Here is a 24,169-nt window from a genome sequence, read left to right on the forward strand (position 1 = left end):
GGTACCGTGGCGTGGGTGCATCCCTTGGAGCGGCCGGCCCGCAATCTGGCGGTCGATTTCTACCGGGTCTCCGGTGTGGTGCTCATCGTGCTGGGCCATTGGTTGGCCGGATCCGTGACGTATCACGACGGGCAATTCGGTCGGCAGAACCCGCTGGTCGACATGCCCTGGACGCAATGGCTGACCTGGCCGTTCCAGGCCGTCCCGGCGTTTTTCGTGATGGCCGGTTACGCCGGCGCGGTGTCGTGGGCCCATTGGCGCGACCGCAACGACATGTCACGGCAGACCTGGCTTCGGCGCCGACTCGCCCGGGTCCTGGGCCCGACGGCCGTGTACGGCGCGCTGGTGTCGGCGATTGTCGTGGCGCTTCAGGTGCGCCACGTCGCCGGTTCGGTGTTGCAGTACGCGGGCTGGGCGGTCGCGATGCACCTCTGGTTCCTCGCGGTGTACGTGCTGGTGGTGTCGCTGACGCCGAGCGCGGTTGCGGCACACCGGCGTTGGGGCCTGTGGGTGCCCGCCGCGTTGGCCGTGGACGTCGTGGCCGTCGATGTCGCCTCGCGGGCCGGGCATGTGCCCTACCTCGGCTGGCTGAACTATCTGCTGTGCTGGGGGGCGCTGTACCAGCTCGGAATCGCCTGGCAGGGCGGGCTATTGGCCGGGCGCCGGCCCGTGATGCTGGCCGTCGGGTCGGGGTTGGCGCTGGCGCTGTTGATCGGGCTGGGTCCCTATCCGGTCAGCATGATCGGCGTGCCCGGGCAGACCGTCGACAACACCACCCCGCCGACGGCGGCGGCGTTGGCGTTCGGCTGCGCGCAGGCGGGACTCGCGATGGCACTCGCGCCCGCGCTCAACCGATTGATGCGCGCCCGCCTTTTGCAGCGCGTGCTGGCGGTCGGCAACGCCAACGTGATGGCGCTGTATCTGTGGCACATGATTCCCGTCGTGATCGTGGCGATCGTCGGCTATCCGGCCGGTCTGCTGCCGCAACCACCCGAGGGATCCGCGCAGTGGTGGCTGGCCCGGCTGGCTTGGGTGGTTGTCCTGGGCCTGGTGACCGCGGTCGAGATGCTGCTGTTGTATTGGGGGCGGCGCGTTTTCGCGGCCCCGCTGCAGATGCTCGGGGTCCCGCTCACCGAGCGGTTCGCCGGGCCGCTCATGCTGGCCGGTGCCGCGATGACGGCCTATGGTCTGGCGTTGGTCGCCGCCAACGGGTTCGCCCCGGACGGCCGCTTTCCGTGGACCGCCGCGCTGGTCTTCGCCGTCGGGGCTGTCTTGGTCGCGCTTCGACCGCGGCAGCGAGACTGCGTACAGATCGCGATTCCGTCGCCAACTACGCCCTGAGCGCAGTTTCGGCGAGGTCGGGCAGCGGGCGCTGACAGATGGCGCGCGCCTCGTCCGCGTCCAGCCCGAACAGGCGTAGCAGGTTCTCGGTCACCGTGTCCGCGGCGTGCGCGTCGTCGCGATCAGGGTCTTCACGCAGCAGTGCGCCGAGTCCCAGCAACGCCCCACCGGCCGTGGCGAGTGCGAGATGCGGGTCCTCGATCAGGAACCGGCCGGCGTCGGCGGCTGCCGTGAGGTCGCGTAGCGCGCGCGGCGCCAGGCCGCGGTCCGACGACAGCAGGGCCGGCCCGTTGGCCAACAAGATCTCGCTCTCCTGTGGGCGCCGCCGAAATAGCCGACCGGTCAGCCGGAAGCTGGTGGCAAAGGTCTCGGCGGGGTCCTCGATCGCCGCGGTGAGGCGGTCCAGCAGCGCCCCGTGGGCGTCGAGCACGTCGGCGACGGCGGCCTCGTACAGCTGGTCCTTGCTGTCGAAGTGGTTGTAGAACGAGCCCATTCCGACGTCGGCGGCCCGGGTGATCTCCAGGACCGGGACGTTGATCCGGCCCTCGGCGATCAACCGTTGCGCCGCCCCGATCAGCGCCGCCCTGGTGCGCTCCTTGCGCCGTTGCAGACGACTGACGCCGTCCCGGTCGGGGCCGAACTTTGTCACTCGAGGAGTATGCCTCACTTTTGAGGATTTCGTCAGAAACCTTGACCAACCGATGACTCGTATGTGACGATTTCGTCAGTTAGTTGGGAGATGATGTGGCTCGAAGCGCCGACCTGCACAGCGAGCAAGGCGCGCTGTCCGGCGAGCACCCGGGCCGGTCTCGCAATCCGGTGATCAAGGTCGTCGACATCGCATGGCTCGAGTTCGAGAAGCCGGACCTGCTTCGCGCCGAGGCGTTCGCCCGGGCCTTCGGCTTTTCCACCGCACAGCGCGATCCGGACGAGCTTCAGCTGCGCGGCACCGACGCGGGCGCGCCCTGCGTGATCCTGCGGCGGGGGCCGCGGACCCGCTTTGCCGGCGTGGCGTTCCGGGCCGGCGACGAGGTCGACGTGCTGCGACTGGCCGACAACTCCGGTGCCGCCGCGCGGCCCCTGCCGGAGGCGATCGGCGGCCTGTCCGTCGATCTGGTCGATCCCAGCGGGATCGCGGTGCGCGTGGTCGCGGGAATGCACGAACTGCCGCCCCTGCCCGGCCAGGCGTCGCACACGTTCAATTTCGGGACCGACCTACACCGCACCAACGCCACACAACGCCCCGGGCGGGTACCCGCACGCATACAGCGCCTGGGCCACCTGGTGGTGGAGTCGACCAAGTACCGCGAGACGCTCAACTGGTACCTGGACAACCTGGGCATGATCGTCAGCGACTTCCTGTTCTTTCCCGGTCAGCGGCGGCGAGGTCCGACGATGAGCTTCATCCGCTGCGATCGAGGATCCACGCCCACCGATCACCACACGCTGGCGATCGCGCTGGGTCCGGCCAACCGCTACGTCCACTCGGCGTATCAGGTCTGCGATCTCGACGCCCTGGCCGCCGGCGGCGAATACCTCAGGGACCGTGGCTATTTCCGATCCTGGGGCATCGGGCGGCACATCCAAGGCAGCCAAATCTTCGACTATTGGCGCGATCCCGACAGCTTCCTGGTCGAGCACTTCGCCGATGGTGACATGTTCGACAACACCGTCGAGCCCGGCTGGGCGCCCTTCACCGCGTCCGGCCTGGCCCAGTGGGGACCGCCCGCGACCCGAGACTTCCTCGGGTTAGATCCGAAAGCCGCTCGCCACGAACTGATTTCGATGATCACCGCACTGCGTGAAAACAACGAGTTCGATATCCGCCGCCTGATCGGTCGACTGAAAGTGCCCACCTCATGACCGCCTCCGTACTGCACACCGCCGACGCCTGGTGGGTCAAGACGCGCGGCGGCGCTGCGCGGATCGACACGTCCGCGACCACCACCGGTCAGCTGCTGGCCGACAGGGCCGCGATCGAGACGGCCGGCGCCGAATCCGACACAGTGGCCATTGACAGCCTGGAGCTGATCTCACCGGTGACCAGACCATGCCGAGTGGTGGCTCAGATGACCAACTTCGAGTCGCACGTCAAAGACGCGGGCATGGACCCGGCATCGGTCCCGCTGACGTTCTTCCGGAAGGCATCCGCGTCGATCAACGGCCCGTTCGAGGACATCGTGAAACCCGAGCACGTCAGGCTGCTGGACTACGAGGTGGAAATCGGGCTGGTGATCGGACGTGCAATCCCGGTTGGCACCACCATTTCCGACGCAAACCTCGCCGATTTCATTGCGGGCCTGGTCATTACGAATGATGTGTCGGCACGCGACATCCAGCTTCCGCAGACGCAGTTCTACGAAGCCAAGTCCTATCCGACGTTCACCCCGGTCGGTCCGGAGCTGGTGTTGCTCAACTCCGAGGAGCTCAAGCGGTTCGGCGACCTGCGGCTGCGGCTGAGCGTCAACGGGGACGAGCGACAGAATTCGCTCGTCGAGGACGACATGCTGTATCGGCCGTTGCAGGCCCTGCAGGGGCTCACCCAGTTCCAGGAGCTCGCACCCGGTGATCTGATTCTTACCGGCACCCCGGCCGGCACCGCGCTGAGCGCCCCACCGAAGCCGGTGCAGATGATCAGCAACCTGCTGCCGCCGGCCGTTAAATGGCGGGCGTTCTTCAAGACTCAGGCCGGCAATCGCAGATATCTGCAAAACGGCGACATCGTCGAGGCGTCGGTGGGCACCGACGACGGCGCCATCGACCTCGGAACCCAGCGCACCGCAGTCCGATACGCGTGACTCGACACGTTACCGTCACGATCGTCGGCGCCGGACCGACGGGCATCACCGCCGCCACGCTGCTCGCGCAGCACGGCGTGGACTGCGTGGTCCTCGATCGTTGGGCCGAGGTGTACCCCCAGCCGCGCGCGGTGCATCTGGACGACGAGATCTACCGCGTCGTCGCGCGCCTCGGCATCGCCGAGGAGTTCGCCGCGATCTCGCGGCCCACACTCGGGCTACGGCTGCTGGACAAGCGATTCAGGGTGCTCGCCGAGTTCAACCGCGACCGCGCGCGCAGCGTGCATGGCTTCCCGCAGGCCAACATGTTCGACCAGCCCGAGTTCGAGGCCCTGCTGCGGGCAAACCTGAAGCGCCACGCGGAAGCCGAATTGCGGGGCAACGCCGAGGTCACCGCAGTCGGCGACCACGACGGACGCGTGCGGGTCACCTTCGTCGATCGCTGCTCCGGCTCGACGCACCGGATCGAGGCCGACTACCTGCTGGGCTGCGACGGCGCCAACAGCGTCGTGCGCACCCAGATCGGTTCGACCATGCGGGATTTGAAGTTCGAGCAACGCTGGCTGGTGGTCGACATCGCCACCAATGCCGAACTGAACCAGTGGGAGGGCGTGCACCAGGTGTGCGATCCACTGCGCGCGGCGACCTACATGCGCATCGGCGAATCGCGCTATCGCTGGGAGTTTCAGCTTCTTACGGGCGAATCGGCAAGCGATTTCTGCTCCGTGCCCGCGCTTCGGCCCCTCATCGCGCCCTGGACCACCGACGTGGCGGACAGCGAATTGACGCTGCTGCGCGTCACCGAGTACACGTTCCGCGCGCAAATCGCCGATCGGTGGCGCCGCGGCAACGTCTTTCTCCTCGGGGACGCCGCGCACCTCACTCCCCCGTTCATCGGCCAGGGCATGGGAGCCGGGCTGCGCGACGCGATGAACCTGGCCTGGAAGATCGCCGCGGTCCGCGACGGCACCCTGGCGGCCGAGGTCCTCGACAGCTACGAGCGGGAGCGCAAACCGCATACGCTTCAGCTGATTCGGCTGGCGCTCAATGTCGGTCGCGCGATGACCGGCGGCGGTCGGTTCGGCAACGCAGCGCGCCGGCTGGTGTTACCCCGCGTGCGACTGCTTCCCGGTCTGCGCGACAAGGTCGTGGACTCCACGACGCCCGCGCTACGCTCCTCCGCGCTGGTGCACAAGGCTCGACGACCGGGTGGCCTCGCCGGCACGCTGTGTCCGAACCCGCTGCTGGCCTGCGGTCAACGGTTCGACGACGTCGTCGGCCCCAACTTCGCCTTCGTCACGCCCCGCCGCTGGGCGCGGCCGACGAGACGCGGCTGCGGCGGCGCGGAATCGTGCCGGTGGTGGCCGACCGCGATACCGAGCTCGAAAAGTGGCTACGGACAGCACATGCCGCGGCGGCGCTCGTGCGCCCCGACCGGGTCGTGATGCGCGCCGGACGCGATCCCGCCGCGCTGTGCGAATTCGCGACCGCCGTCCTCAATGATCGGACCGCTGGGCCGCCATAGCCGCGACCAACGGCGTGTCGACGCCGACCCGGCCCACCGCGGCGGCGCCGCCCGGTGAGCCCAACGGCGCATTCCGGCCCGGCAGGGTCTGGTGAAAGAAGGCGGCATTGTCCGCGAGGTGCCGTTGCTGGTCGTCGGGAAGATCCCCCTCCCAATGGATCGCATCCATGCGGCAAATCAGTTTGCAGGCACCGCAGTCCACGCACTCATCGGGATTGATGTACAGCGAGCGGGCCCCCTCGTAGATGCAGTCGACGGGGCACTCCCCAACGCACGACTTGTCCATCACATCCACGCACGCGCTACCGATCACGTAGGTCATGGGTCCAAGGTAGCGACGCATGTCGGTCGTCGCGCGTGCCAAACGGCCCCAACCGGAAGGACCAAAGCCCTTTCTCTCAGCCGAACAGACCCTGCCCGATGTAGTGGCCCTCTTTCGGCGCGGGCGGCACCGCGAAGATCGCCGATCCGATGTGCCGGATGTATTCGTTCAGCAGGTCATGGGCGCCGAGCTGGTTCTGCAGCCGGACAAAGTTCGCCGGATCATTTTGATACGAGACGAACAGCAAGCCGGCGTTGAGCTGGCCGTTGGGCTCTAGGCCGTCGGTGTAGTTGTAGGAGCGTCGGCGGATCATGATGCCGTCGTTGTTTTCCCGTGCGGCCAGCCCGACGTGCGAGCGCGGATCGATGAGGGGATCGCCATCGGCGTTTTTGGCGGTGAAGTTCGGCGTATCGAACTCGGCCTTGCCGCTCAGTGGCGCACCTTCTTGCTTGCTGCGGCCAAAGATCCTCTCCTGGTTGCCGATTCGGTCGACGTCCCAAGTTTCCAGCAGCATCCGGATTTTGCGCACGACCTGGTAGGTGCCGCCGTTCATCCAGGGCTGGTCGCTGTTGGCGACCCATACGAATCGGTCGTACTCCGCGCTGGTGGCCACGTTGCGGGTGCCGTCCTTGAACCCCAACAGGTTTCGCGGGGTGTGCTGGCCGGGGCCGGCGGAGGCCCGCCCGAAACCCAGCACCGCCCAGAACGGCGAGGCGACGTCGCGGCCGAGGCGGGCCAGGTTACGCACGGCGTGATAGCAGACCTGTGGGTCGTCGGCGCAGGCCTGCACCGAGAGGTCACCGCCGTGCAGATGCGGGTCGAGGTTGTCGCCGTTGAGCGGGGGCAGGTCGGTGAAGACCGCGGGCCGGCGCGCGGCGAGCCCGAAACGGTCACCGAACACCGCGGGCCCCAGCCCCACCGTGACAGTCAGGCTGGCGGGGCTGAGCCCATAGGCCTCCCCGGTGTCGGTGGGCGGTTGCACGTCGACCTGCGGCTGTACCGACCCGACCGGCTTGCCCTGCTGCAGGACCGCCGCGGCGGCCGACCAACGCGCCAGCAGCGCCTGCAGATCGGCGCGCCCCGCGCCGGCCGCCAGCGCGAAAGACATGAATACCGCGTAACGTTGTGGCGGCGTGGCGATTCCGCCTTGGTGGGGCTCACCGTAGAAGGGGTAGCTGCGGCGCAGGTCGACCGTGTCGTCGTCGTCGCCGTGGTGCGCGGCCGCGGCTGCGTAGCCGGCGAACCCGCCACCGGCGGCGCCGACGGCGGTGCCGGTGAGCCCGGCCAGCATGGCACCGCCCAGCATGCGTCGGCGCGAAACACCTTGATCGTCGTCGGTCATGATCAGTTCGCCGACACGACTTTTTGCGCCACCGTGGACAGGCTCTGATGCAGCGGCTGGATCACCGCCGTCAGCTTCGCCGCGTCGCTGGCCTGCAGCGCCGGCGTGTACGTGCGGTAGCCGCCCAGCGCCGACGGCTCACGGTAGCCGTCCAGCACGCTCAGCACCGCCCGAAACTGTTGATCGATCTGGTTGACCAGATTGCCGTCGATCCTCTCCAGTCCGAGTCGCAGCGCGGCGTACGCCTGTTGCGCGCCTTCGACATTGCCGGCAAAGTCGACGAGGTCGATGTGGCTGAACGCCTCCTCTTCACCGGTGATCTTGGTGTTCTGCACCTCTTCGATCAGGTCGCTGGCGCCATTGGCCAGATCCTCGGGCTTGTATTGCAGGGTGGCGACGATGCCGTTCAATTTGCCGACGTTGCCGACCAATTCGGTGCTCAACGCCTTGGTGGTCGGGGTGATCGCGTTGGCTTGCCATAGGTCGCGTTCGATGGCGTGAAAGCCCTTCCATCCGACCTTGGCGTCCACCGGGGTGGATGCCCGCATGTCGATCAGATAGTCGAGATTGCCCGCGTTGTCGCCCACCGCGAAGCCGGGCAGCACGAAGCCCTCCACCGTGGATTCCGCACGCTCCCAAAACAACCGCGCCTTGGTGTAGGCCGTCTTCGCCGCGGCGACATCGCCCGCCTGCACGGCGGCGTCGAGTCCCTGCACGGCGGCGTTGAGCTGACCGATTTGGCCGACGATGTACGCCGCGTAATCCTTGGTGCCTTGGCTAAGGATGCTCGCGAGCGTCCCGGTCGGCGCCGCCGAAGCTCGCCCGGTCACGGTCAGCGATTGATACTCGGTTGCCGCACCCGGGCAGTACAGCTGATACGAGCCGCCGTCCAGGGTGACGGTGAACGACACCGGGTCCAGGCCGGGCGCGAGGTTTTCCTTCTCGCCGATGATGTGTTGGTCCCTAAGCAATTCCACCTCGGTGATCCCCGGGGCATTGGTGTTGGCGACGGTGAACGTCACCGGTCCGGCCGACACGCTGGTCGTGTCCAGTGCGCAGCCATCGCCGGTCATCGTGACCTTGACGTTGTTCGTCGCCGCGGAGCGCGCCGGGGATGCATTCGGGTGACCGCACGCGCTCACCAGGAAGCCGGCGACACTCACTAAAGCCGTTGTGGCCAAACGGAGTTTACGAGACCGACACCTGGCCCGGGCGGCGGGATTCACCATCAATCGCTCTCCTTTCCGGTTCGGCTCGGGTGCGCCCGCTCAGCGCGCATGCCACCGCAAAGCCGGCTAATACCAACGGAACCCAGACTCTCCACAGTTGACGCTCCGCGCGCTCCCGATCCGTCGCGGCGATCTGCGCCGTAATCGAATTGTCTTCGGCGCTGGCGGTGGCCCAATCGGTTCGCAACCCGCCGAGGCTGACCGTCTTGGGCGCGATCAGGCCGCCGCCGGTCAGGGTGGCGGTGTGATTGGTGACCGCCTGAGCGCTCACCACCGAATCGCCCTGCGCCAGAACGGTATACACCGTCACGGCGGCCCACCGCGCCTGGAACGGACCCGGTGTGCGCGCCGTCGAGATGCCCACCGGCAGCCGGCCCCCGGTCGTGTTCACTAACTGTTCCAAGGTGACCGTCGTGGGGCCGGCCCCGGCGGGGGCGCCAACGCTGGCCTGCCAGACCCGCACCGGCACGCCGTTCACATTCTGGTCACCGGTGGCGGTGAGCACGATCCTGCCGCCGTCCGAGACCGTCAACACCCCCGAGGCCAGCGACACTCTGGCGGAATGACCCGTCCGGTCGATCACGGAGCGTGACCGCGCGTCGGCGACCGAGCCGCCGGCGGGCAGCGCGAACGCGAGCAGCCCGGCGGCGACGAGGAGCGCCGCGGCGACGGCGGCCAGCAACCGGCGCCGCGTCCGCGGTTCCGCGGCAAATCGGGCCGGCCACAAGAAAACGACGAGGACGGGCACCGTGTAGAGCAACCAGCCGACCACTTCGACGAGCCGCGGATCGGGCGGGATGCCGAACACCCCGGTGATCAGCGCGCCCTGAACAGAGTTGGCCGGCATCCAGGATGAGAAGCTCGCCAGCTGCCGCTGACCGATCGTCACCCAGCCGCCCTCGTGCGCGGTCCGCAGCGCGGCCATCACCAGACCCGCGGCGATCAGCACCAAGAGCACCCCGGTGACACGAAAGAACCGGCCGAGGTTGATCTTGAGCCCGCCGAAGTACAGCCCCACGCCGATTCCGATCGCCGCCAAAATTCCGACGACTCCGCCCACCACGACCAACCAGCGGTTGCCGTGCGAGGTCTGCGCGGCCGCCAGCAGGAACACCGCCGTTTCAAAGCCTTCCTTGAGCACCGCAAGAAAGGCCATCGCCGCCAAAGCCAGGACACCACCGCGGTTCATCGCGCGCCGGGCGTCGTGCTCGAGTTGGCCCTTCAACCGCGCCGCATTGCGGTTCATCCAAATGATCATGGAGGTCACCAGCACCACGGCGACGGCGCCGATGACCGTCTCCATCTTTTCCTGCCGCGCCTGCGGCAGGCCGGCCGACACCAGGTCCAGGCCGATGCCGACCCCGACGCTGATCAGCACCGCCAAGCCGACCCCGGCGAACATCGGACGCGTCGACCGGCCGTTTCGCTTCAGGAAGGCGCCGACGATGCTCACGATGAGGGTCGCCTCCAGGCCCTCGCGCAGGCCAATGAGGAACGTCCCGACAAATACGCCCTGCATGCACTCGATTCCCGTCCCCCGAATCGGGGACAACTGCTAGTTAGCACAGCCTAACTGGGCAAAAGCCCGGCTCGGCAGGCGGCGGCCCAGAGCGGGTTATCAGGTCGGCTGAGTGACGAAATCGATGAGCTCTTCGACCCGGCCGATCAGCGCCGGCTCCAGGTCATTCCAGTCGCGCACCCGCGACCGGATGCGCCGCCAGGCCCGGGCGATGTCCGCCTGATTGGCATGCGGCAACCCCAGCGCCCGACACGCGCCGTGCTTCCACTCGATGTGCCGCGGCACGTCCGGCCAGGCCTTCAGGCCCAGCCGCTGCGGCTTCACCGCCTGCCAGATGTCGACATAGGGGTGACCGACGACCAAAGTGTCGGGTCCGCCGGGTCCGCGGCGCACCGCATCGGCGATGCGCGCCTCCTTGGACCCGGCGACGAGGTGATCGACGAGAACGCCGAGCCGGCGGCCGGGGCCGGGCTGAAACTCGGCCACGATGCCGACCAGGTCGTCGACGCCGCCGAGATGCTCGACGACGACGCCCTCGATGCGCAGGTCCTCACCCCACACCTGCGCGACGAGTTCGGCATCGTGGCGGCCCTCGACGTAGATCCGGCTGGCGCGGGCGACCCGGGCCCGCGCGCCCGGCACCGCCACCGAGCCGGACGCGGTTCGGGTCGCGGCGGCCGGCGCCCCGCGGCGCGGCGCGGTGAGGATCACCGGACGACCCTCCAACAGGTAGCCGGGCCCCAAGGGGAACCCGCGGGTGCGGCCGTGCCGGTCCTTCAGGTCGATGCGGCCGTATTCGACGCGGACCACCGCGCCGACGTAGCCGGTCTGCGCGTCCTCGACGACCATGCCGAGCTCGACGGGATGTTCGGTCGAGCGCGGCCTGCGCGGGCCCGCGGCCAGCACGTCGGGTCCGTAGCGATCCATCACGCGGCAATGTTAGAAGCGTTACCCGCGGCCCCTACGGCGACACGCCAGGTCCCGGTGCGCCGCACGCTTTCAGATAGTCGGTCCAGTTCCACGTCTTCAAAAAGTCTCTGCCCGATTGCAATCCGCGTTGGTAGAGCGCTTCGCGTTGTTCGGCGGTGATATCGAAGTCGATCGGGCTCACCTCCTGGGCGGGCACGAAGATGGTGCGGCGCACCGTGCACGGGTCGTCGATGTACGCGTTGTCCTGATTGCTCACCAGGGTTTCGATTGCGGCGATTCCCAGCGACACCGGCCCGTGCACCGGATGGGTGGGCGGAATGCCGGGACGCGCGGACAGCCGGATGCCGAACGTCAGCCACTGCGGGTTGGGCCGGTCGAACAGGTCCACCGGGAAATCCGACAGCAGCCCGCCGTCGACCCAGGTAGCGCCGGCGACGCGGACGGGCTCGAAAATGTACGGAATCGCCGCGGACGCGTGCACCGCGCGCGCCACCGAGAAGCCGTCCGGGTCGATGCCGTAGGAGGCGAGGTCCCAGGGGATGCGCACCAGCCGGCGCCGGGACAGGTCGCTGGCGGCGACCACCAGCGACCAGGCGAACTGCGTGGGCTCCTCTCCGGTGCGCAGGTCGCCGAAGGTATGCACGCCGAAGTCGGCGAGCAGATCGGCCAGCAACTTTTCTAGGTAAGCGCCCCGGTAGACCCCGTCGGACACCAGCAACGACAGTCCCCCGCCGATCAGTGGAATGCGTCCGATGAGGTTGCGGTCCAACAACTTCGGATAGTCGATGGAACGCATGATGTCCGCCAGCCTGGTCAGCGGTTGGCCGGCTTTCTGCACGGCCGCCACCAGCGCGGCCACGATCGCCCCGGCGCTGGTGCCCGCGACCCGGGGAAACTCATAGCCAGCCGCGCCCAGCGCGTCGACCGCACCGACCAGCCCGATTCCCCGGACCCCGCCGCCCTCGCATACCAGGTCGACCCGCGTGACACTCACGAAACCCGCTCCCCGCCAACGCCGAAGAAGTGCAGGTGTCCCGGCTGCGGATGGAGCAGCACCCGACTGCCCTTCTGCGGCGGGTCATGGCCGTCGGCACGCGCCACCACGTGCTGCTCGATTGCCTTGCCGGAACCGGTGATTCGGCCGTAAAGGTAGGCGTCGGCCCCGAGCTCTTCGACCACATCGACCTCCATCTCGACACCGACGTTGCCCAGCTCGAAGTGCTCGGGGCGGACACCCACCACGACCTCTCCCGCGTTGCATGCGATGCCGCGCGGCACCGGGATCGGCCAATCGCCCAGCGAGACCGAGGAATCGACGATGGGCAGGGTAAACAGGTTCATCGCCGGGGACCCGATGAACCCGGCGACGAAGACGTTGTCGGGATTGCGGTACAGCTCGCGGGGGGTCGCGCACTGTTGCAGCACGCCGTCGCGCAGCACCGCGACGCGGTCGCCCATGGTCATCGCCTCAACCTGGTCGTGGGTGACGTAAACCGTGGTGGTGCCCAGTTGTCGCTGCAGCGCCGCGATCTGGTTACGGGTTTGCACTCGCAGTTTGGCGTCGAGGTTGGACAGCGGCTCGTCCATCAAAAACACCTGTGGGCGGCGCACGATCGCGCGGCCCATCGCCACCCGCTGACGTTGACCGCCGGACAGGTCCTTGGGTTTGCGATCGAGGAACGGTTGCAAATCAAGGAGTTTCGCGGCGGCCAGCACTCGCTCGCGGATCTCGGGCTTCGGGGTCTTGGCGATCTTCAGCGCGAATCCCATGTTCTGCGCGACCGTCAGGTGCGGGTAGAGAGCGTAGTTCTGAAAGACCATCGCCACGTCACGGTCCTTGGGTTCGACGCGGGTGACATCGCGCTCCCCGATCCGGATTCGGCCGGAATCCACCGTTTCCAGCCCGGCCACCATGCGCAACGACGTCGTCTTGCCGCATCCGGACGGGCCGACCAGAACGACGAACTCACCGTCGCCGACGACGAGGTCGAGGCGATCCAGGGCCGGCCGCTCGGTGCCGGGGAACTGCCGCGTCGCTTGCTCGAAAGTCACTGAGGCCATGAACTATCCGTTGAGTCCGGTGACGGCGATACCGCGGACGAACGACCGCTGCGCGAAGGCGTAGATGATGACCAGCGGCACCATGATCAGCATCGAGGTCGCCATGATGATCGGCCAGCGCGCGACGTATTCGCCGCGCAGCCGCACCAGGCCGAGGGTCAGCGTGGCGAGGCTGTTGCGCTGCAACATCAGCAGCGGCCACAGGAAGTCGTTCCAGACGTTGACCCAGGTGAGCACCGCCAGCACCATCACGGCCGGCCGGGCGTGCGGCAGCAGGATCCGCCAGAAGATCTGCCACGGCGAACAACCGTCCAGGATGGCGGCCTCCTCGAGGTCGGTCGGCAGCGTGCGGAAGAACTGGCGCATGAGATAGGTCCCGAACGCGCTGCCAAACAAGCCCGGCACGATCATCGCCCACGGGGTGTCGACCCACCCGACGGTCCGCATGAGGATGAATTGCGGGATCACCGTCACGGTCAGCGGCACCATCAGCGTGCCGAGATACAGGATGAACAGCGTGTCGCGACCGCGGAAGTGCAGGCGCGCGAAGGCGTATCCGGCCAGCGAGCAGAAGAAGACTTGCCCGGCGGTCACGCATCCGGCGTACAGCACGGTGTTGAAGAACATGCGCCAGAACGGCATCAGCCCGAACACTTCGGTGTAGTTCGACCACCGTGGGTGTGCCGGCAACAGTTTCGGCTCACTAACCTCGCCTTCCCGCTTCAACGAGCCCGACAGCGCCCACGCGATCGGGAACAGCCAGCACCACGCGATGCCGATCAGCGCGGTGTAGACCAGCACGCCACGAAAGGCCGTGCGCGTGAAGATCCGCTCAGCTGAGACCACGAGAGTTCTCCCAAGATCGTTGCCGGGTGAGGCGCAACTGCACCACGGTCAGCACCAGCAGGATGGCGAACATCACCCAGGCCAGTGCCGACGCGTAGCCGAATTCCAGAAAAGAGAAGGCGTGCTGGAACAGCATGATGCCCAGCACATAGGTGGCGGTCTCCGGGCCGCCGTTCGACCCGTTGAGGACGTAGACCATGTCAAATGCCTGGAACGCGTGGATGATCGAGATGACGCCCACAAACGTGATCGACCCGCGGATCAGCGGCACGGTCATGAACACGAATTGCCGTATTTCCCCCGCGCCGTCGATCTTGGCGGCCTCGTAAACCGTTTCGGGGACGCCTTGCATCGCCGCCAGCAAGATTACGGTGGCGAAGGGCACGGCCCGCCATACGCTCACGGTGCACAGCGACACCATGGCCCACCTGGGGTCGACCAGCCACGGAATCGGGCCGATCCCGACCCAGCCGAGCATGATGTTGAGCAACCCGTTGTCGGTGTTGAAGACGAACTGCCAGACCACCGCCAGCACCACCGACGAGATGGCCAGGGGCAGAAAGACAATGGTGCGAAAGATGCCGATGCCCTTCACATTCCGGTTCAGCACGGCGGCGACGACGAGACTGATCAGCACGGTGGGCACCACCGTGCCCACGGTGAAGATGGCGGTGTTGCGGATCGCGATCAAAAACAGCGGATCCGCGGCGAGGTCATGAAAGTTCCTCAGTCCCACGAACCTCGGCGATCTGAACACGTCCCAACGATGGAAACTCATGTACAGCGAGAAGCCCAACGGGAACAGCATGAACACGGCCACCGCGGTCAGGTTCGGCGCGACGAACAGCCGCCCGGCCCAGGCACGCCGGCGCCACGGGGCGGATCTCTTCAGCGTGTGGACAAGCGTCACGGTGTCCTCAGCGCCTCGTCGAGCAGCGGGGGCAGGCCCTTAAGCGTTGTCGCGGGCCGCGATCCGCGCAGCACCGGACCGAAGTTGCGGTCCATTAAGGCGACGATCTTTTCCCAGGCCGGGGTGACCGGCAATCCCTCCGAATGCGCCGGCCCCCCGGTCAACACGGCGAGGTTGTCGATGTTGCGGTGAGCTTTGGCGAATCCGGTCGAGTCGAGCGCGGACCGCAGCACCGGTACGAACAGGCTGGATTCAGCGATCAGCGCCTGCCCTTCGGGGCCGGTCGCGAATTTCACGAATTCCCAAGCCTGTTCCCGGTGTTGACTGGTGGTCGAGATGGCCAGTCCGGTGGAACCGATGTTGGAGTGGGCGGGCTGGCCGGGCCGTCGCGGCCCCACCGGCAATGGCAGCACATCGAAGTCCAGGCCGTCGGCCCGAATGAAGGTCTGATAGCGCCAGTGGCCGCCCAGCGCGATGGCCGCCTTGCCCGCGGCGAACAGGTCGGGGGTGGACATCGACTGCACCTCGGAGGCGTTGGGCGCCACCTTGTGCTTGTTGGCCAGGTCGGCATAGAACTGCACCGCCTCGATGAAGGCGTCGTCACCGTAATTGAAATGGGTCGGGGTCTTCAGCGGGGTCGCCCACGGCACCCCGTTGTTCATGCCGAAAAGCCCGGCCGAATAATACGAAAACCACATGTTGACGAAACCCCATTGGGTGGCTCGCCCGGCTGCGTTCCGTTTGGTCAGCGCCGTGGCGGTGTCGCGGAACTCGTCGAAGGTCCACGGCTGCTCCCAGGTTCGCGCTGAGGCCGGCAGGCCGGCCTCGGCGAACAGCCGCTTGTTGTAGAAGAGGTAGTTTCCCGACCATTGCTCCGGGAGTGCGTACTGACCTCCCCTGAACGTGAAGCTGTCATAGAGCGCCCCGACGCTGTCCGAGCGCAGTTGCGCCGCGAACGCGTGGTCGCGAGCCAGCAGGGTGTTCAGATCCAGCAACACCCCCCGCGCGGCGAGTTCGGCGTAGGTCAAATCCCACGCCATCATCACGTCCGGGCACTTGCCGCCCGCGCAGAACGTCGCCAGTTGCTGCATCACACCCGGCGCGGACAACACCGGCCGAACCTTGATGTCGGGATGGCGGCGCTGAAACTCATCGATGATGCGTATCCGGACATCGCGCTCGTCGGGATTGGCCGCGAAGAAAAAGGTCAGCGCGTCCTCGTCGTCGGGGGCGCAGGCGGCCGCCCACGACGCCAGGGCTGCCGCGGACAGCGCACCGGCGCCGCGCAGCAGGCTGCGCCGGCCGAACGGCCTATCGGGCATCGTGCTCTCCTTGGCGCAGCGCTGGTGATGTCCTTGGTACCCGACGGGCATGTGTCAATTCTGAGACGGCCGGCGCGGGCAGTGCCAGAACCACGCGGCGTAGCTGGTCGGGGTCGCCCGTGATGTCGATGGTGTGGATGCGATTGTCTTCTCCGATGCCGAGCTGCAGCAGCGCTTGGGCGCGCCCGCCCGGTGCGATCACAATGCCCGGGACACCGTCGATCAGCAACACGACGGCGGCCCGCGCCCGGTCGGTGAACCGCCGGGTTTCCTCGGCGACGGCCTTGGCGCCGCGCACCTCGGTGGGCACGTCATCGGGCACCAGAGCCCGATCCACCCTGCGGACGACGTCGGGTGCCAGCAGGTCCAGCAGGGTGGCGATGTCCCCACCCCGGGAGGCCGCCAGAAACGCCTGCACGACCCGCAGGTGCTCGGCCGCGCGACGGGGTTGGATGTCAGCGCCCGCCGGCACGCGATGCAGTCGTTCACGAGCCCGGCTGGCCAGTTTCTTGGCGGCCGCCGGGGACCGGTCCAGCAGGCCGGCGATCGTCTCGAAGGGCACGGCGAACACGTCGTGCAGCACGAACGCGACGCGCTGCTCGGGTGACAGCCGATCGAGCACCACCAGCAGTGCGCTGCCGACCGAGTCCGCCAGCAGAGCCTGCTGGTCCGCCGGCGGATTCACGGCGAACCGATCCAGCTCGTCGGAGTCGACCAGGGGTCGTTCGGCGCGCCGCTTGCGCACGCGTAACTGGTCGACGGCCTCGTGTGCGGTGATTGTCGTGAACCAGCCGGTGACGTTCCCGATCGTGTTCAGCGCGTTCTGGGTCACGTAATCCGAGCGGCTGGCCTTGAGCCACGCCGATTGGACCGCATCGTCGGCATCCTCCACCGAGCCGAGTAGGTGAAAGGCGACCGACCGCAGATGTGGTCGGTCGGCGTCGAATCGCTGCGCGAGGTCCGCGAGATCCCGAATTGCGCTCACGGGTCACCTTTTCTGCGTGGGAGTCGTCAAGTAGATGACCGCATCCATCGAACTCTCTGTCCCCAAGGAGATCTGCACATGACCCTACCGAGACGATACCGGTTGCACGGCAACGCATTGACCGCGGCGACACGGGCCTGACCCATGGGCACCGCATACACCGCGATCACGTTGACCACCGCGCTCGTCACCGCCGGAATCGCCGTGGCCGACTTCATTCCCGCCCGCTTCGTGCTGGCCAACTCGGCGGAGGTCGGGGTGCCGCGTTCGTGGCTGCCGGCGTTGGGGGCGGCAAAGCTCGCCGGGGCCGCCGGCCTGCTCGTCGGCCTGGCGGGCGTGCGGCCGTTGGGAATCGCGGCCGCGACCGGGCTGGTGTTGTTCTTCATCGGAGCGGTGCTGACGCACCTGAAGGCCCGGGTGCTGTACAACATCGCGTTTCCGGGCGGCTACCTGGTACTCGCGGCCGCGTCGCTGGTGCTGGTGGTTGCGCACTGAGCCAGATCAGGCGGGAAAGTAGCGGAGCCGGGTGATCGCGTTGCCCCGCCAGGCGACGTCGGCCATCACCACGGCGCGCCCGTGGGGCGAGTCGAGCGAGACCGCGACCGTGGGCCCCGCCCCGATCGCCTTACCCCAGCTCGCCCCGTTCAGCTGCTCGATCAGCTCGGCCAGTTGCACCGGGTCGTTATCACCCAAAGTTATTGCGGCAGTTGATGATATCGCGCGCGCGGCGGCGCCCTTGTCTCCGCGCGTGACGGCACCCAGGAACTTGCCCACTAACTCCTTGTGCCGGGCACCCATTCGGCGAAAGCCGGCCAGGAAGCCCGCGGCGCCGTTGAGCCCCTGGTTTCCGAGCAGGTTTCGCGACAGTTGCAGGCCGGGCGCTATCGCCGCGGATCCGCTTCGCAGGAACTGCAGCATCATCGCCGGCAGTTCCCAGTACGCCCGCAGCTCGGCAATCCGCCACTCGCCGTTGGCTTCTCGGAGGTCATAGCGCAGGAACGCGGGGATGGACATCGTCACCGCCGGACCCATCGCGACTTCGAGGTCGAGGTCGCGTAGGACCACCGTGCCCAAGACGATGTCGAGATCTCGGCGAAACGTGATGTCGCGCGGGCCAATGAAGGTGTCGTAGAAGCGGTAGATCCGCTCGTATCCGACGTGCGGTCGCGAGCCGACCGGATCCTCGACCCGGGCGTCGGCGGTGAAGGCACCCACCCACCCGTCGCGGTCGTGCACCGCAACGGCCCGCGGCGATCGCTCGACGGCGGCGATCAGATGCGCCCGATCCAGTGGAACCACCATCGCGCCCCCGGCTATGGACCCGTGACCAAATCGACGCCCTCGCCCCGCATCTCCGCCAGCGCCGCCGCCAAGGGGGCGCCCGAGTCCACGGCTGCGGTCAGGTCCAGCAGCACCCGGGTGGCCAGCCCGGCGCGGGCCGCGTCCACCGCGGTGCGGCGCACGCAGTGGTCGGCGGCGATGCCGACGACATCGACCTGGTCGACCCCGCGCTGCCGCAACCAGTCGAGCAGCGCTGAGCCGTTCTCGTCGACGCCCTGGAAACCGCTGTAACCCGCGTCATAGGCGCCTTTGTGAAAGACCGCGTCGATCGGGCCGGTGTCGAGGGCGGGATGAAACTCGGCTCCGGCGGTGCCCGCGAGGCAATGCGGTGGCCAGGACGTCACATAGTCCGGATCGTCGGAAAAATGGTCACCCGGGTCGATGTGCCAGTCTTTGGTCGCCACGACGCGTTGGTAGCCCCCGGATTGCCGGGACGCTCGGGATTCTCGGGCCAGATGGTCGCCGATCGCCGCGGCCACCGCGCCACCGCCTGCCACCGCCAGCGCGCCGCCCTCGCAGAAGTCTTTTTGTACGTCGACGATGATCAACGCCCGCACTCGGTCCACCCTAGCGCCGCACGGTTTGTTTGCGGATCGGCCGGGTAAACAAGCAGCCATGGTGCTTCGGAGAATCGCGCGACCCCTGTTGTCAGTGGCATTCATCGGCCAGGGAGTCAATTCACTGCTCAATCCCAAAGCGGCTGCGGAAGCCGCGGCGCCGGCCGTCGACGGCCTGCAGGCGCTCCCCGACCCGGTCGGCAGCAGCATTCCGAGCGACCCCGAGACGGTGGCGCGAATCACCGCCGCCGTTCAGGTCGGCGGCGGTCTGTTGCTGGCAACCGGAAAGCTGCCGCGTATCGCCTCGGCCGCGCTCGCGCTGACGGTGCTGCCGGCCAATCTCGGCACGCACACGTTCTGGAACGAACGCGATCCGGAGCTCAAGGCCCAGAAGCGCCAACAATTCCTCACCGACCTCAGCCTGGTGGGCGGGCTGTTGATCGCCTCGGCCGACACCGCGGGTAAGCCCTCGCTGGGATGGCGCGGCCGTCGGGCCGCGAAGCGGCTGTCCGAGCGGGTGTCCTCGGCGCTGCCCGGCTCCGACGACACGGATCTCGCCGAACTCGGCGAGAAGATCGTGCACGGCCTGCAGGTCGGTGCCGAACGCGGCCGCGAACTGGCCAGCACCGCCGCCGAACGCAGCGCGCCGTACGCCGAAGCGGCGCTCGAACGCGGCCGCGAACTGGCCAGCACCGCCGCCGAACGCAGCGCGCCGTACGCCGAAGCGGCGCTCGAACGCGGCCGCGAGCTGGCCAGCACCGCCGCCGACCGGGGCGCCCCGTTGGCCAAAAAGGCCCGCAAACGCGGCGAGGAACTCGTCAGCACCGCGGCCGAAAGGGGCGCACCGCTGGCCGACAAGGCGCGCAAGCGCGGCGAGGAACTCGCCAGCACCGCCGCCGAAAGAAGCGCGCCGCTGGCGAAGAAGGCCGCCAAGAAAGCGGAGAAGTCCCGCAAGCGCGCCGAAAAGCTGGCCGCCAAGGCCCGCGAGCGCGGATTCGAGCTGGTTGATACCGCCCGCGAGCGAGTCAGCGACGAGGTCAACCCTCCCCTTCGTCGGCGCTTCGCGTAGTTGCCGCCAGGAACGCGTCGATCACATGACGAGGTTCTTGGACTTCGTCCAGATCTATGACGACCCCGCGCTCGTCGGCGCCGAGCGGCTCCAACGCGTCGAATTGTGATCGCAGCAGCGTGGCCGGCATGAAATGGTCGGTCCTGGCGGCCAATCGGTGGCCGATCAGTTCCGGTGATCCGTTCAGGTTGAGGAAAAGCACCGTCGGGCAATGTGAGCGCAGCTGATTTCGGTAGTTGCGCTTAAGCGCCGAACAGGCCACCACGCCGCCGTCGCGGTGACCGGCCAGCCACTCGCCGACCTTGCGCAGCCAGGGACGGCGGTCATCGTCGGTGAGGGGTTCACCGGCGCGCATTTTGGCGATGTTGGTGGGCGAGTGCATGGTGTCGGCATCGACGAAGGGCACGCGCAACCGTTGTGCCAGTGCGGAACCCACCGTCGACTTGCCCGATCCGGACACACCCATCACCACGATCGGGGGCGCCGCGCTCATGTCTGGTTGCGGTTCCATTCCATCCAGCCGACGCCGGTGCGGCCGTCCGCGGTGGTGACACTGACCCACGCGCGCGGGAACTGGCTCACCCGCCCGTCGGGGGCGGTCAAGCTGACCGGCGCCTGGCCGCGCACCTCGACGTCACCGGTGATCGCGCCCGGCTCCAGACTCAATGTCGCGCTCAGCGGTAACCCGTTGTCGCCGAACGCTTCCCCGCTATTCGCCGCTTCCAGCTCGATGACCGAGCCGTCGCGACCCTGGACGTAGCCCACGCTGACGGGGGGAATGCCCGGAATCCGGATGTTGACGCCGTGCAGGTGGGTGCCGTCGTCGAGGTGCACTGCGCTCCACATCCAGTCCATGCCCCACCAGTCGCGCACCCCCCACGAGTGATCACGTTGTCCTGGAACGGAATTCACTTGGTAGCTGGTGTCGCCGATGGTCACGGTGCCGGACACCGTGCAGGGGATCTCGTAACGTGTGGTCAGCCGATACATGTACGGCGTCCCGTCGGTGGCCCATTGCAGGTTCATCGTCATCTCGACCGGTGTCCCGGGCTCGCCGCGCAGCAAGGCCGCCGGGTCGGGGTAAGCCTGAGCGCGCCCCCGCAGGTCGACGCGATAGGTCTGCAGCGGCACGCTCGCGGAGTGCCCGAGTTCGAACGCGTCGGTGTGCAAAGTCCACGCGTCGGGGTTTTCCGGGGCCAGCGGAACTTCGCAGTCCACGATCGCGACGGTCGGCAGGTCGGGCCCGCACAGCAGCGCGTGCACCCACGCCGTCTGCTGGTTCGCCACCAGGCCCAGGCGGAACCAGCCGCCCAATCCCTGTGCGGTGTCGGCGAAGTCGGCATACCAGCTCTCGCTCCACAACGGTTCGGCCGTCGCGGTATGCGCGAGTTCATCTTCGGCGGAGGGCCGCAGCGGTTCGGAGGACTCCGCGCTGGGTAAGCCCGCCAAAGCGTCGGTATCCAGGACATGGTCGCAATGCCGTTGCAGCATCGTCATGAACATCCGGTCGCCTCGTTCGGTGCGCTCCACCAGCATCGACGAGACGATCGCCATCATCACGCCGAAAAAGGTTTGTCGGCGGACACCTTCGCGGACGTCGGCCAGGCCGATCGGCGCCCCGGCCCCCAGCGCCTGGTGATAGGCCGACAGCAGCGCGTCGTAGTGCTCGCGCCGATCCTGCGCCGGCAGCGCGGTGCCGAGAAAATAGGCCAGGTCGGTCATGGCCGGACCCCAGGACACGGTCTGCCAGTCGACCACCGTCAACGCGCGGTCGGCTTCGGCGGTGCCGAACAGCATGTTGTCCAGCCGATAGTCGCCGTGCACCAGGCCCCGCAGCTGCCCCGCTTCGGCCTCGACGTATCGGTCGAAAGCACCCACCAGTCGCTCGCACACCAGCCGGTGCTCCGGCGCGATCTGCTCGCCGTAGCGGTCGACGAAGCCGGCGTACAGCGGGGTGACCATCGCCTGATTCAGCGGTGATTCACGATTGAGCCACGCCGCGTCGGCCAGCGCGGCGTCGCCGAGCAGCGGGCCGTGCAGCCGGCCCAGCTCGACGACGGCGAGCATGGCCTGTTCTGTTGTGGCACCGGCGATTTCGTCGCCGACGACCGCCGGTCCGGCGTCGCCGAGCAACAGATCGAAAACCCCGGTCGTGGTGTCGACCGCGGCGTGGTAACACGGCGCGATCGGGCCCGCCTGCGATCGGGTCAGGCCCGGCGCGATGTCGCGATAGAAGCACACCTCGCGCTCGTAAAGACCCAGAGCCAATCCGGTCTGCCGGCTCACCGGATCGGTCGCCGCGACCTTGAGCACCACCGAATGCGGCCCCGCGGAGCCGTCGTCGGCATAGTTCAGCGTCACGCGATAGCACTCGCTCATTTGGCCGGTGCCGATGCGCTCCACGGCGAAATCGGTGACGACTCCGGCACCGATCCTGTCGGACAGCCAGGATGCGGTGAGGTCCTCGGGTCGTTCCAGTACTTGGTCACCCTGCTCGGTGTCGGCATGCATGGGCATCAGCGTGCCAGGTCACTGCGCCAGGGAGAAGCCGTCCCAGGCCATCCGGCGGTCCGCATGCGGATCGAACTCGATCCGGCACTTGCTGTCAAAGACCAGCACGGCGCGGTCGTCGGTGGTGTAGCGCGGCCAGTCGTCGCCCGGCACGCCGGTGCGGCTGAATGACCGCCAACGCCGTTGTACCTGGTTGCTGACCCGCAGCGCGGCGCGCCGATCGGCCGCGGCGGTCAGCAACGCGCCGAACCTGGTCCGATAGAAGTCGAACACGGCCAGCAACTCGGTGGCATGGGTGGCGCCGAAACCCGACCAGCGCAGGGTCCGGGGGGCGTAGTCGTATCGATACAGGTAGGTCGGCGCATAGGCGCTGTGCGCCTCGGCGATCTGCCAGGCCGCCGAGCTGAACGCGAAGTCGCCGCCGAGCTGGATGCACGCCGACGACGCGGGGTAATTCGGGTAGGCCGCGGTAATGCGTTCCCGGGCAGCCGGTTCCGTGTCGGCCAGCAGCTCCTCGACCATCGCTTGGTTGGTCGGCAGCATGGTGAGGAAGCGGGTGAACAACCGGCCCTCGTCGGCGTTGGTGCCCACGATCAGCGGCAGCCGATGCGCGCGACCGCTGCGCATCGCCTCGATGGGATCCAGCGGCAGCATGTCGTCGCCGGTGACCGGGCCGATGGGGAAGGCGCCCAGCCGCTCCTGCATGCCCTGGTCGATCAGGCGTTGTTGAGCTGCTATCAACTCGGCCGCCGACGCCCGCAGCAGCGCACCGGCGGCGTCCTGGCTGCGGGCGCCGAGCAGCCGGGCGAAGCGCGTCGCGAACTCGGCGGCAACCTCTTTCGACCGCACCAGGCCCGACGCGGGGCTTTCCGAGATCGCGCGGGCGAACAGGCCTTCGGCCGCGGGCACCGCCAACAGCGTGGCCGTGATGCACGCGCCCGCGCTCTCGCCGAAGATGGTCACATTGCCTGGGTCACCGCCGAATTGGCCGATGTTGTCTCGGACCCACTGCAACGCCAGCACCAGATCGCGCAGGTACAGGTTGCTGTCGATGGTGATATCCGCGCTGGACAGCGACGACAGGTCCACACACCCGAGCACCCCGAGCCGGTAGTTGACCGATACGTATACGCAACCCCGGCGGGCCAGCGCGGCGCCGTCATACAGCGGGGTCGCCGAGCTGCCCATGAAATATCCGCCGCCGTGGATGAAGACCATCACCGGCAGCGGTTCCTCGCTGGGCTGTTCGGGGGTGACCACGTTGAGCGTCAGACAGTCTTCGCTCATCGGCTGGTACCGGCCGACACCGACGAGGGTGTACCGGCGTTGTTGGGGCGCGCAGTTGGTGAAGCCATGGCAGTGCCGCACCCCCGACCAAGGCTGGGCGGGCAGCGGCGCGCGAAACCGCAGCCGCCCCACGGGCGCCTGGGCGTAAGGGATGGATCGCCAGCGGTTGACGCCGTCGCGCGTGAAGCCCTCGACGGTGCCGGCGGTGGTGTGCGCGCGGACAATGCGCTCATGCATACGCCGACGGTAACCGACACTATGGATCTTGGCCGCG

At 67.8% G+C, this 24,169-nt stretch carries 22 protein-coding genes and 1 pseudogene; 6 read left to right on the plus strand and 17 right to left on the minus strand.

Annotated elements, in window-relative coordinates; translation table 11 throughout:
- The first annotated feature begins 15 nt into the window (after positions 1-15).
- Positions 16-1,341 (plus strand): acyltransferase family protein, encoded by a 1,326-nt coding sequence (locus G6N66_RS14755; protein WP_085233013.1) that lies wholly within the window; start codon positions 16-18, stop codon positions 1,339-1,341.
- Here G6N66_RS14755 and G6N66_RS14760 read toward each other — a convergent pair.
- Positions 1,331-1,990 carry a TetR/AcrR family transcriptional regulator gene (locus G6N66_RS14760; RefSeq protein ID WP_085232853.1) on the minus strand — a complete coding sequence of 220 codons (660 nt, stop codon included), beginning with the start codon at positions 1,988-1,990 and terminating at the stop codon, positions 1,331-1,333. The genes G6N66_RS14755 and G6N66_RS14760 overlap by 11 nt on opposite strands.
- Before the next feature lie 95 nt (positions 1,991-2,085).
- On the opposite strand from G6N66_RS14760, the gene G6N66_RS14765 reads away from it, so the two are divergent.
- The 3 genes and pseudogenes from G6N66_RS14765 to mhpA all read left to right on the plus strand — a co-directional run bounded on the left by G6N66_RS14765 (position 2,086) and on the right by mhpA (position 5,664).
- Complete coding sequence (locus G6N66_RS14765) at positions 2,086-3,204, plus strand: VOC family protein (protein ID WP_232079313.1); 1,119 nt, start codon at positions 2,086-2,088, stop codon at positions 3,202-3,204.
- Entirely contained in the window at positions 3,201-4,139 is a 939-nt protein-coding gene (locus tag G6N66_RS14770; protein WP_085232855.1) for a fumarylacetoacetate hydrolase family protein, read from the plus strand. Before G6N66_RS14765 ends, G6N66_RS14770 begins: the two co-directional genes overlap by 4 nt.
- Positions 4,130-5,664, plus strand: a pseudogene (gene mhpA / locus G6N66_RS14775) (bifunctional 3-(3-hydroxy-phenyl)propionate/3-hydroxycinnamic acid hydroxylase MhpA). The gene G6N66_RS14770 and the pseudogene mhpA overlap by 10 nt, the downstream one beginning before the upstream one ends.
- Here mhpA and fdxA read toward each other — a convergent pair.
- The 11 genes from fdxA to G6N66_RS14830 all read right to left on the minus strand — a co-directional run bounded on the left by fdxA (position 5,636) and on the right by G6N66_RS14830 (position 17,130).
- Positions 5,636-5,986: a ferredoxin gene (gene fdxA, locus G6N66_RS14780; protein WP_085232856.1), complete on the minus strand. Its 351-nt coding sequence runs from the start codon at positions 5,984-5,986 to the stop codon at positions 5,636-5,638. The pseudogene mhpA and the gene fdxA sit on opposite strands and share 29 nt — an antisense overlap.
- 76 nt (positions 5,987-6,062) lie before the next feature.
- Complete coding sequence (gene efeB / locus G6N66_RS14785) at positions 6,063-7,328, minus strand: iron uptake transporter deferrochelatase/peroxidase subunit (RefSeq protein ID WP_085232857.1); 1,266 nt, start codon at positions 7,326-7,328, stop codon at positions 6,063-6,065.
- A gap of 2 nt (positions 7,329-7,330) precedes the next feature.
- Positions 7,331-8,557, minus strand: a complete 1,227-nt coding sequence (efeO, locus tag G6N66_RS14790; protein ID WP_139825196.1) for an iron uptake system protein EfeO — start codon at positions 8,555-8,557, stop codon at positions 7,331-7,333.
- Positions 8,517-10,085 (minus strand): iron uptake transporter permease EfeU, encoded by a 1,569-nt coding sequence (gene efeU / locus G6N66_RS14795; protein ID WP_085233015.1) that lies wholly within the window; start codon positions 10,083-10,085, stop codon positions 8,517-8,519. Before efeU ends, efeO begins: the two co-directional genes overlap by 41 nt.
- 90 nt (positions 10,086-10,175) lie before the next feature.
- On the minus strand, positions 10,176-11,006 hold the full coding sequence (locus tag G6N66_RS14800) for a DUF3097 domain-containing protein (RefSeq protein WP_085232858.1): 831 nt from the start codon (positions 11,004-11,006) through the stop codon (positions 10,176-10,178).
- A 31-nt stretch (positions 11,007-11,037) separates the two neighbouring features.
- Positions 11,038-12,000, minus strand: a complete 963-nt coding sequence (locus G6N66_RS14805; protein ID WP_085232859.1) for a patatin-like phospholipase family protein — start codon at positions 11,998-12,000, stop codon at positions 11,038-11,040.
- A complete protein-coding gene (locus G6N66_RS14810; protein ID WP_085232860.1) occupies positions 11,997-13,067 on the minus strand; it encodes an ABC transporter ATP-binding protein in 1,071 nt (356 codons plus the stop codon). The genes G6N66_RS14805 and G6N66_RS14810 overlap by 4 nt, the downstream gene beginning before the upstream one ends.
- 3 nt (positions 13,068-13,070) lie before the next feature.
- A complete protein-coding gene (locus tag G6N66_RS14815; protein WP_085232861.1) occupies positions 13,071-13,913 on the minus strand; it encodes a carbohydrate ABC transporter permease in 843 nt (280 codons plus the stop codon).
- Positions 13,900-14,805 (minus strand): carbohydrate ABC transporter permease, encoded by a 906-nt coding sequence (locus tag G6N66_RS14820; RefSeq protein WP_232079511.1) that lies wholly within the window; start codon positions 14,803-14,805, stop codon positions 13,900-13,902. The genes G6N66_RS14815 and G6N66_RS14820 overlap by 14 nt, the downstream gene beginning before the upstream one ends.
- A 14-nt stretch (positions 14,806-14,819) precedes the next feature.
- Positions 14,820-16,145, minus strand: coding sequence for an ABC transporter substrate-binding protein (locus G6N66_RS14825; protein ID WP_085233017.1), 1,326 nt, complete (start codon positions 16,143-16,145; stop codon positions 14,820-14,822).
- A complete protein-coding gene (locus G6N66_RS14830; protein ID WP_139825197.1) occupies positions 16,135-17,130 on the minus strand; it encodes a sigma-70 family RNA polymerase sigma factor in 996 nt (331 codons plus the stop codon). Before G6N66_RS14830 ends, G6N66_RS14825 begins: the two co-directional genes overlap by 11 nt.
- Positions 17,131-17,274: 144 nt before the next feature.
- Here G6N66_RS14830 and G6N66_RS14835 point away from each other — a divergent pair, with 144 nt between their 5' ends.
- A complete protein-coding gene (locus G6N66_RS14835; RefSeq protein ID WP_085232862.1) occupies positions 17,275-17,625 on the plus strand; it encodes a DoxX family protein in 351 nt (116 codons plus the stop codon).
- A gap of 6 nt (positions 17,626-17,631) precedes the next feature.
- Here G6N66_RS14835 and G6N66_RS14840 read toward each other — a convergent pair whose 3' ends face one another.
- Entirely contained in the window at positions 17,632-18,432 is an 801-nt protein-coding gene (locus G6N66_RS14840) for a ketosteroid isomerase family protein (RefSeq protein ID WP_085232863.1), read from the minus strand.
- 11 nt (positions 18,433-18,443) lie between these two features.
- A complete protein-coding gene (locus G6N66_RS14845) occupies positions 18,444-19,028 on the minus strand; it encodes an isochorismatase family protein (RefSeq protein WP_139825198.1) in 585 nt (194 codons plus the stop codon).
- A gap of 58 nt (positions 19,029-19,086) precedes the next feature.
- On the opposite strand from G6N66_RS14845, the gene G6N66_RS14850 reads away from it, so the two are divergent.
- Complete coding sequence (locus tag G6N66_RS14850; RefSeq protein ID WP_163645851.1) at positions 19,087-20,097, plus strand: DoxX family protein; 1,011 nt, start codon at positions 19,087-19,089, stop codon at positions 20,095-20,097.
- Here G6N66_RS14850 and G6N66_RS14855 read toward each other — a convergent pair.
- Genes G6N66_RS14855 through G6N66_RS14865 form a run of 3 tightly spaced genes read right to left on the minus strand, consistent with a single transcriptional unit; the run spans position 20,066 to position 24,132 of the window.
- Positions 20,066-20,590 carry a gluconokinase gene (locus G6N66_RS14855; RefSeq protein WP_085232866.1) on the minus strand — a complete coding sequence of 175 codons (525 nt, stop codon included), beginning with the start codon at positions 20,588-20,590 and terminating at the stop codon, positions 20,066-20,068. The two genes, G6N66_RS14850 and G6N66_RS14855, sit on opposite strands and share 32 nt — an antisense overlap.
- Positions 20,587-22,608 carry a DUF7064 domain-containing protein gene (locus G6N66_RS14860; RefSeq protein WP_085233018.1) on the minus strand — a complete coding sequence of 674 codons (2,022 nt, stop codon included), beginning with the start codon at positions 22,606-22,608 and terminating at the stop codon, positions 20,587-20,589. Before G6N66_RS14860 ends, G6N66_RS14855 begins: the two co-directional genes overlap by 4 nt.
- A gap of 18 nt (positions 22,609-22,626) precedes the next feature.
- Positions 22,627-24,132 (minus strand): carboxylesterase/lipase family protein, encoded by a 1,506-nt coding sequence (locus G6N66_RS14865; RefSeq protein WP_085232867.1) that lies wholly within the window; start codon positions 24,130-24,132, stop codon positions 22,627-22,629.
- Positions 24,133-24,169: the final 37 nt, after the last annotated feature.

Origin of the sequence: Mycobacterium conspicuum (genome assembly GCF_010730195.1) — a bacterium.
Lineage (GTDB): Bacteria > Actinomycetota > Actinomycetes > Mycobacteriales > Mycobacteriaceae > Mycobacterium > Mycobacterium conspicuum.

Coding starts and splice junctions, on each gene's coding strand:
- G6N66_RS14770 (WP_085232855.1), top strand. CDS start 3,201: ATGACCGCCTCCGTACTGCACACCGCCGACGCCTGGTGGGTCAAGACG.
- fdxA (WP_085232856.1), bottom strand. CDS start 5,986: ATGACCTACGTGATCGGTAGCGCGTGCGTGGATGTGATGGACAAGTCG.
- efeB (WP_085232857.1), bottom strand. CDS start 7,328: ATGACCGACGACGATCAAGGTGTTTCGCGCCGACGCATGCTGGGCGGT.
- efeO (WP_139825196.1), bottom strand. CDS start 8,557: ATGGTGAATCCCGCCGCCCGGGCCAGGTGTCGGTCTCGTAAACTCCGT.
- G6N66_RS14810 (WP_085232860.1), bottom strand. CDS start 13,067: ATGGCCTCAGTGACTTTCGAGCAAGCGACGCGGCAGTTCCCCGGCACC.
- G6N66_RS14825 (WP_085233017.1), bottom strand. CDS start 16,145: ATGCCCGATAGGCCGTTCGGCCGGCGCAGCCTGCTGCGCGGCGCCGGT.
- G6N66_RS14835 (WP_085232862.1), top strand. CDS start 17,275: ATGGGCACCGCATACACCGCGATCACGTTGACCACCGCGCTCGTCACC.
- G6N66_RS14840 (WP_085232863.1), bottom strand. CDS start 18,432: ATGGTGGTTCCACTGGATCGGGCGCATCTGATCGCCGCCGTCGAGCGA.
- G6N66_RS14850 (WP_163645851.1), top strand. CDS start 19,087: ATGGTGCTTCGGAGAATCGCGCGACCCCTGTTGTCAGTGGCATTCATC.
- G6N66_RS14855 (WP_085232866.1), bottom strand. CDS start 20,590: ATGAGCGCGGCGCCCCCGATCGTGGTGATGGGTGTGTCCGGATCGGGC.
- G6N66_RS14860 (WP_085233018.1), bottom strand. CDS start 22,608: ATGCATGCCGACACCGAGCAGGGTGACCAAGTACTGGAACGACCCGAG.
- G6N66_RS14865 (WP_085232867.1), bottom strand. CDS start 24,132: ATGCATGAGCGCATTGTCCGCGCGCACACCACCGCCGGCACCGTCGAG.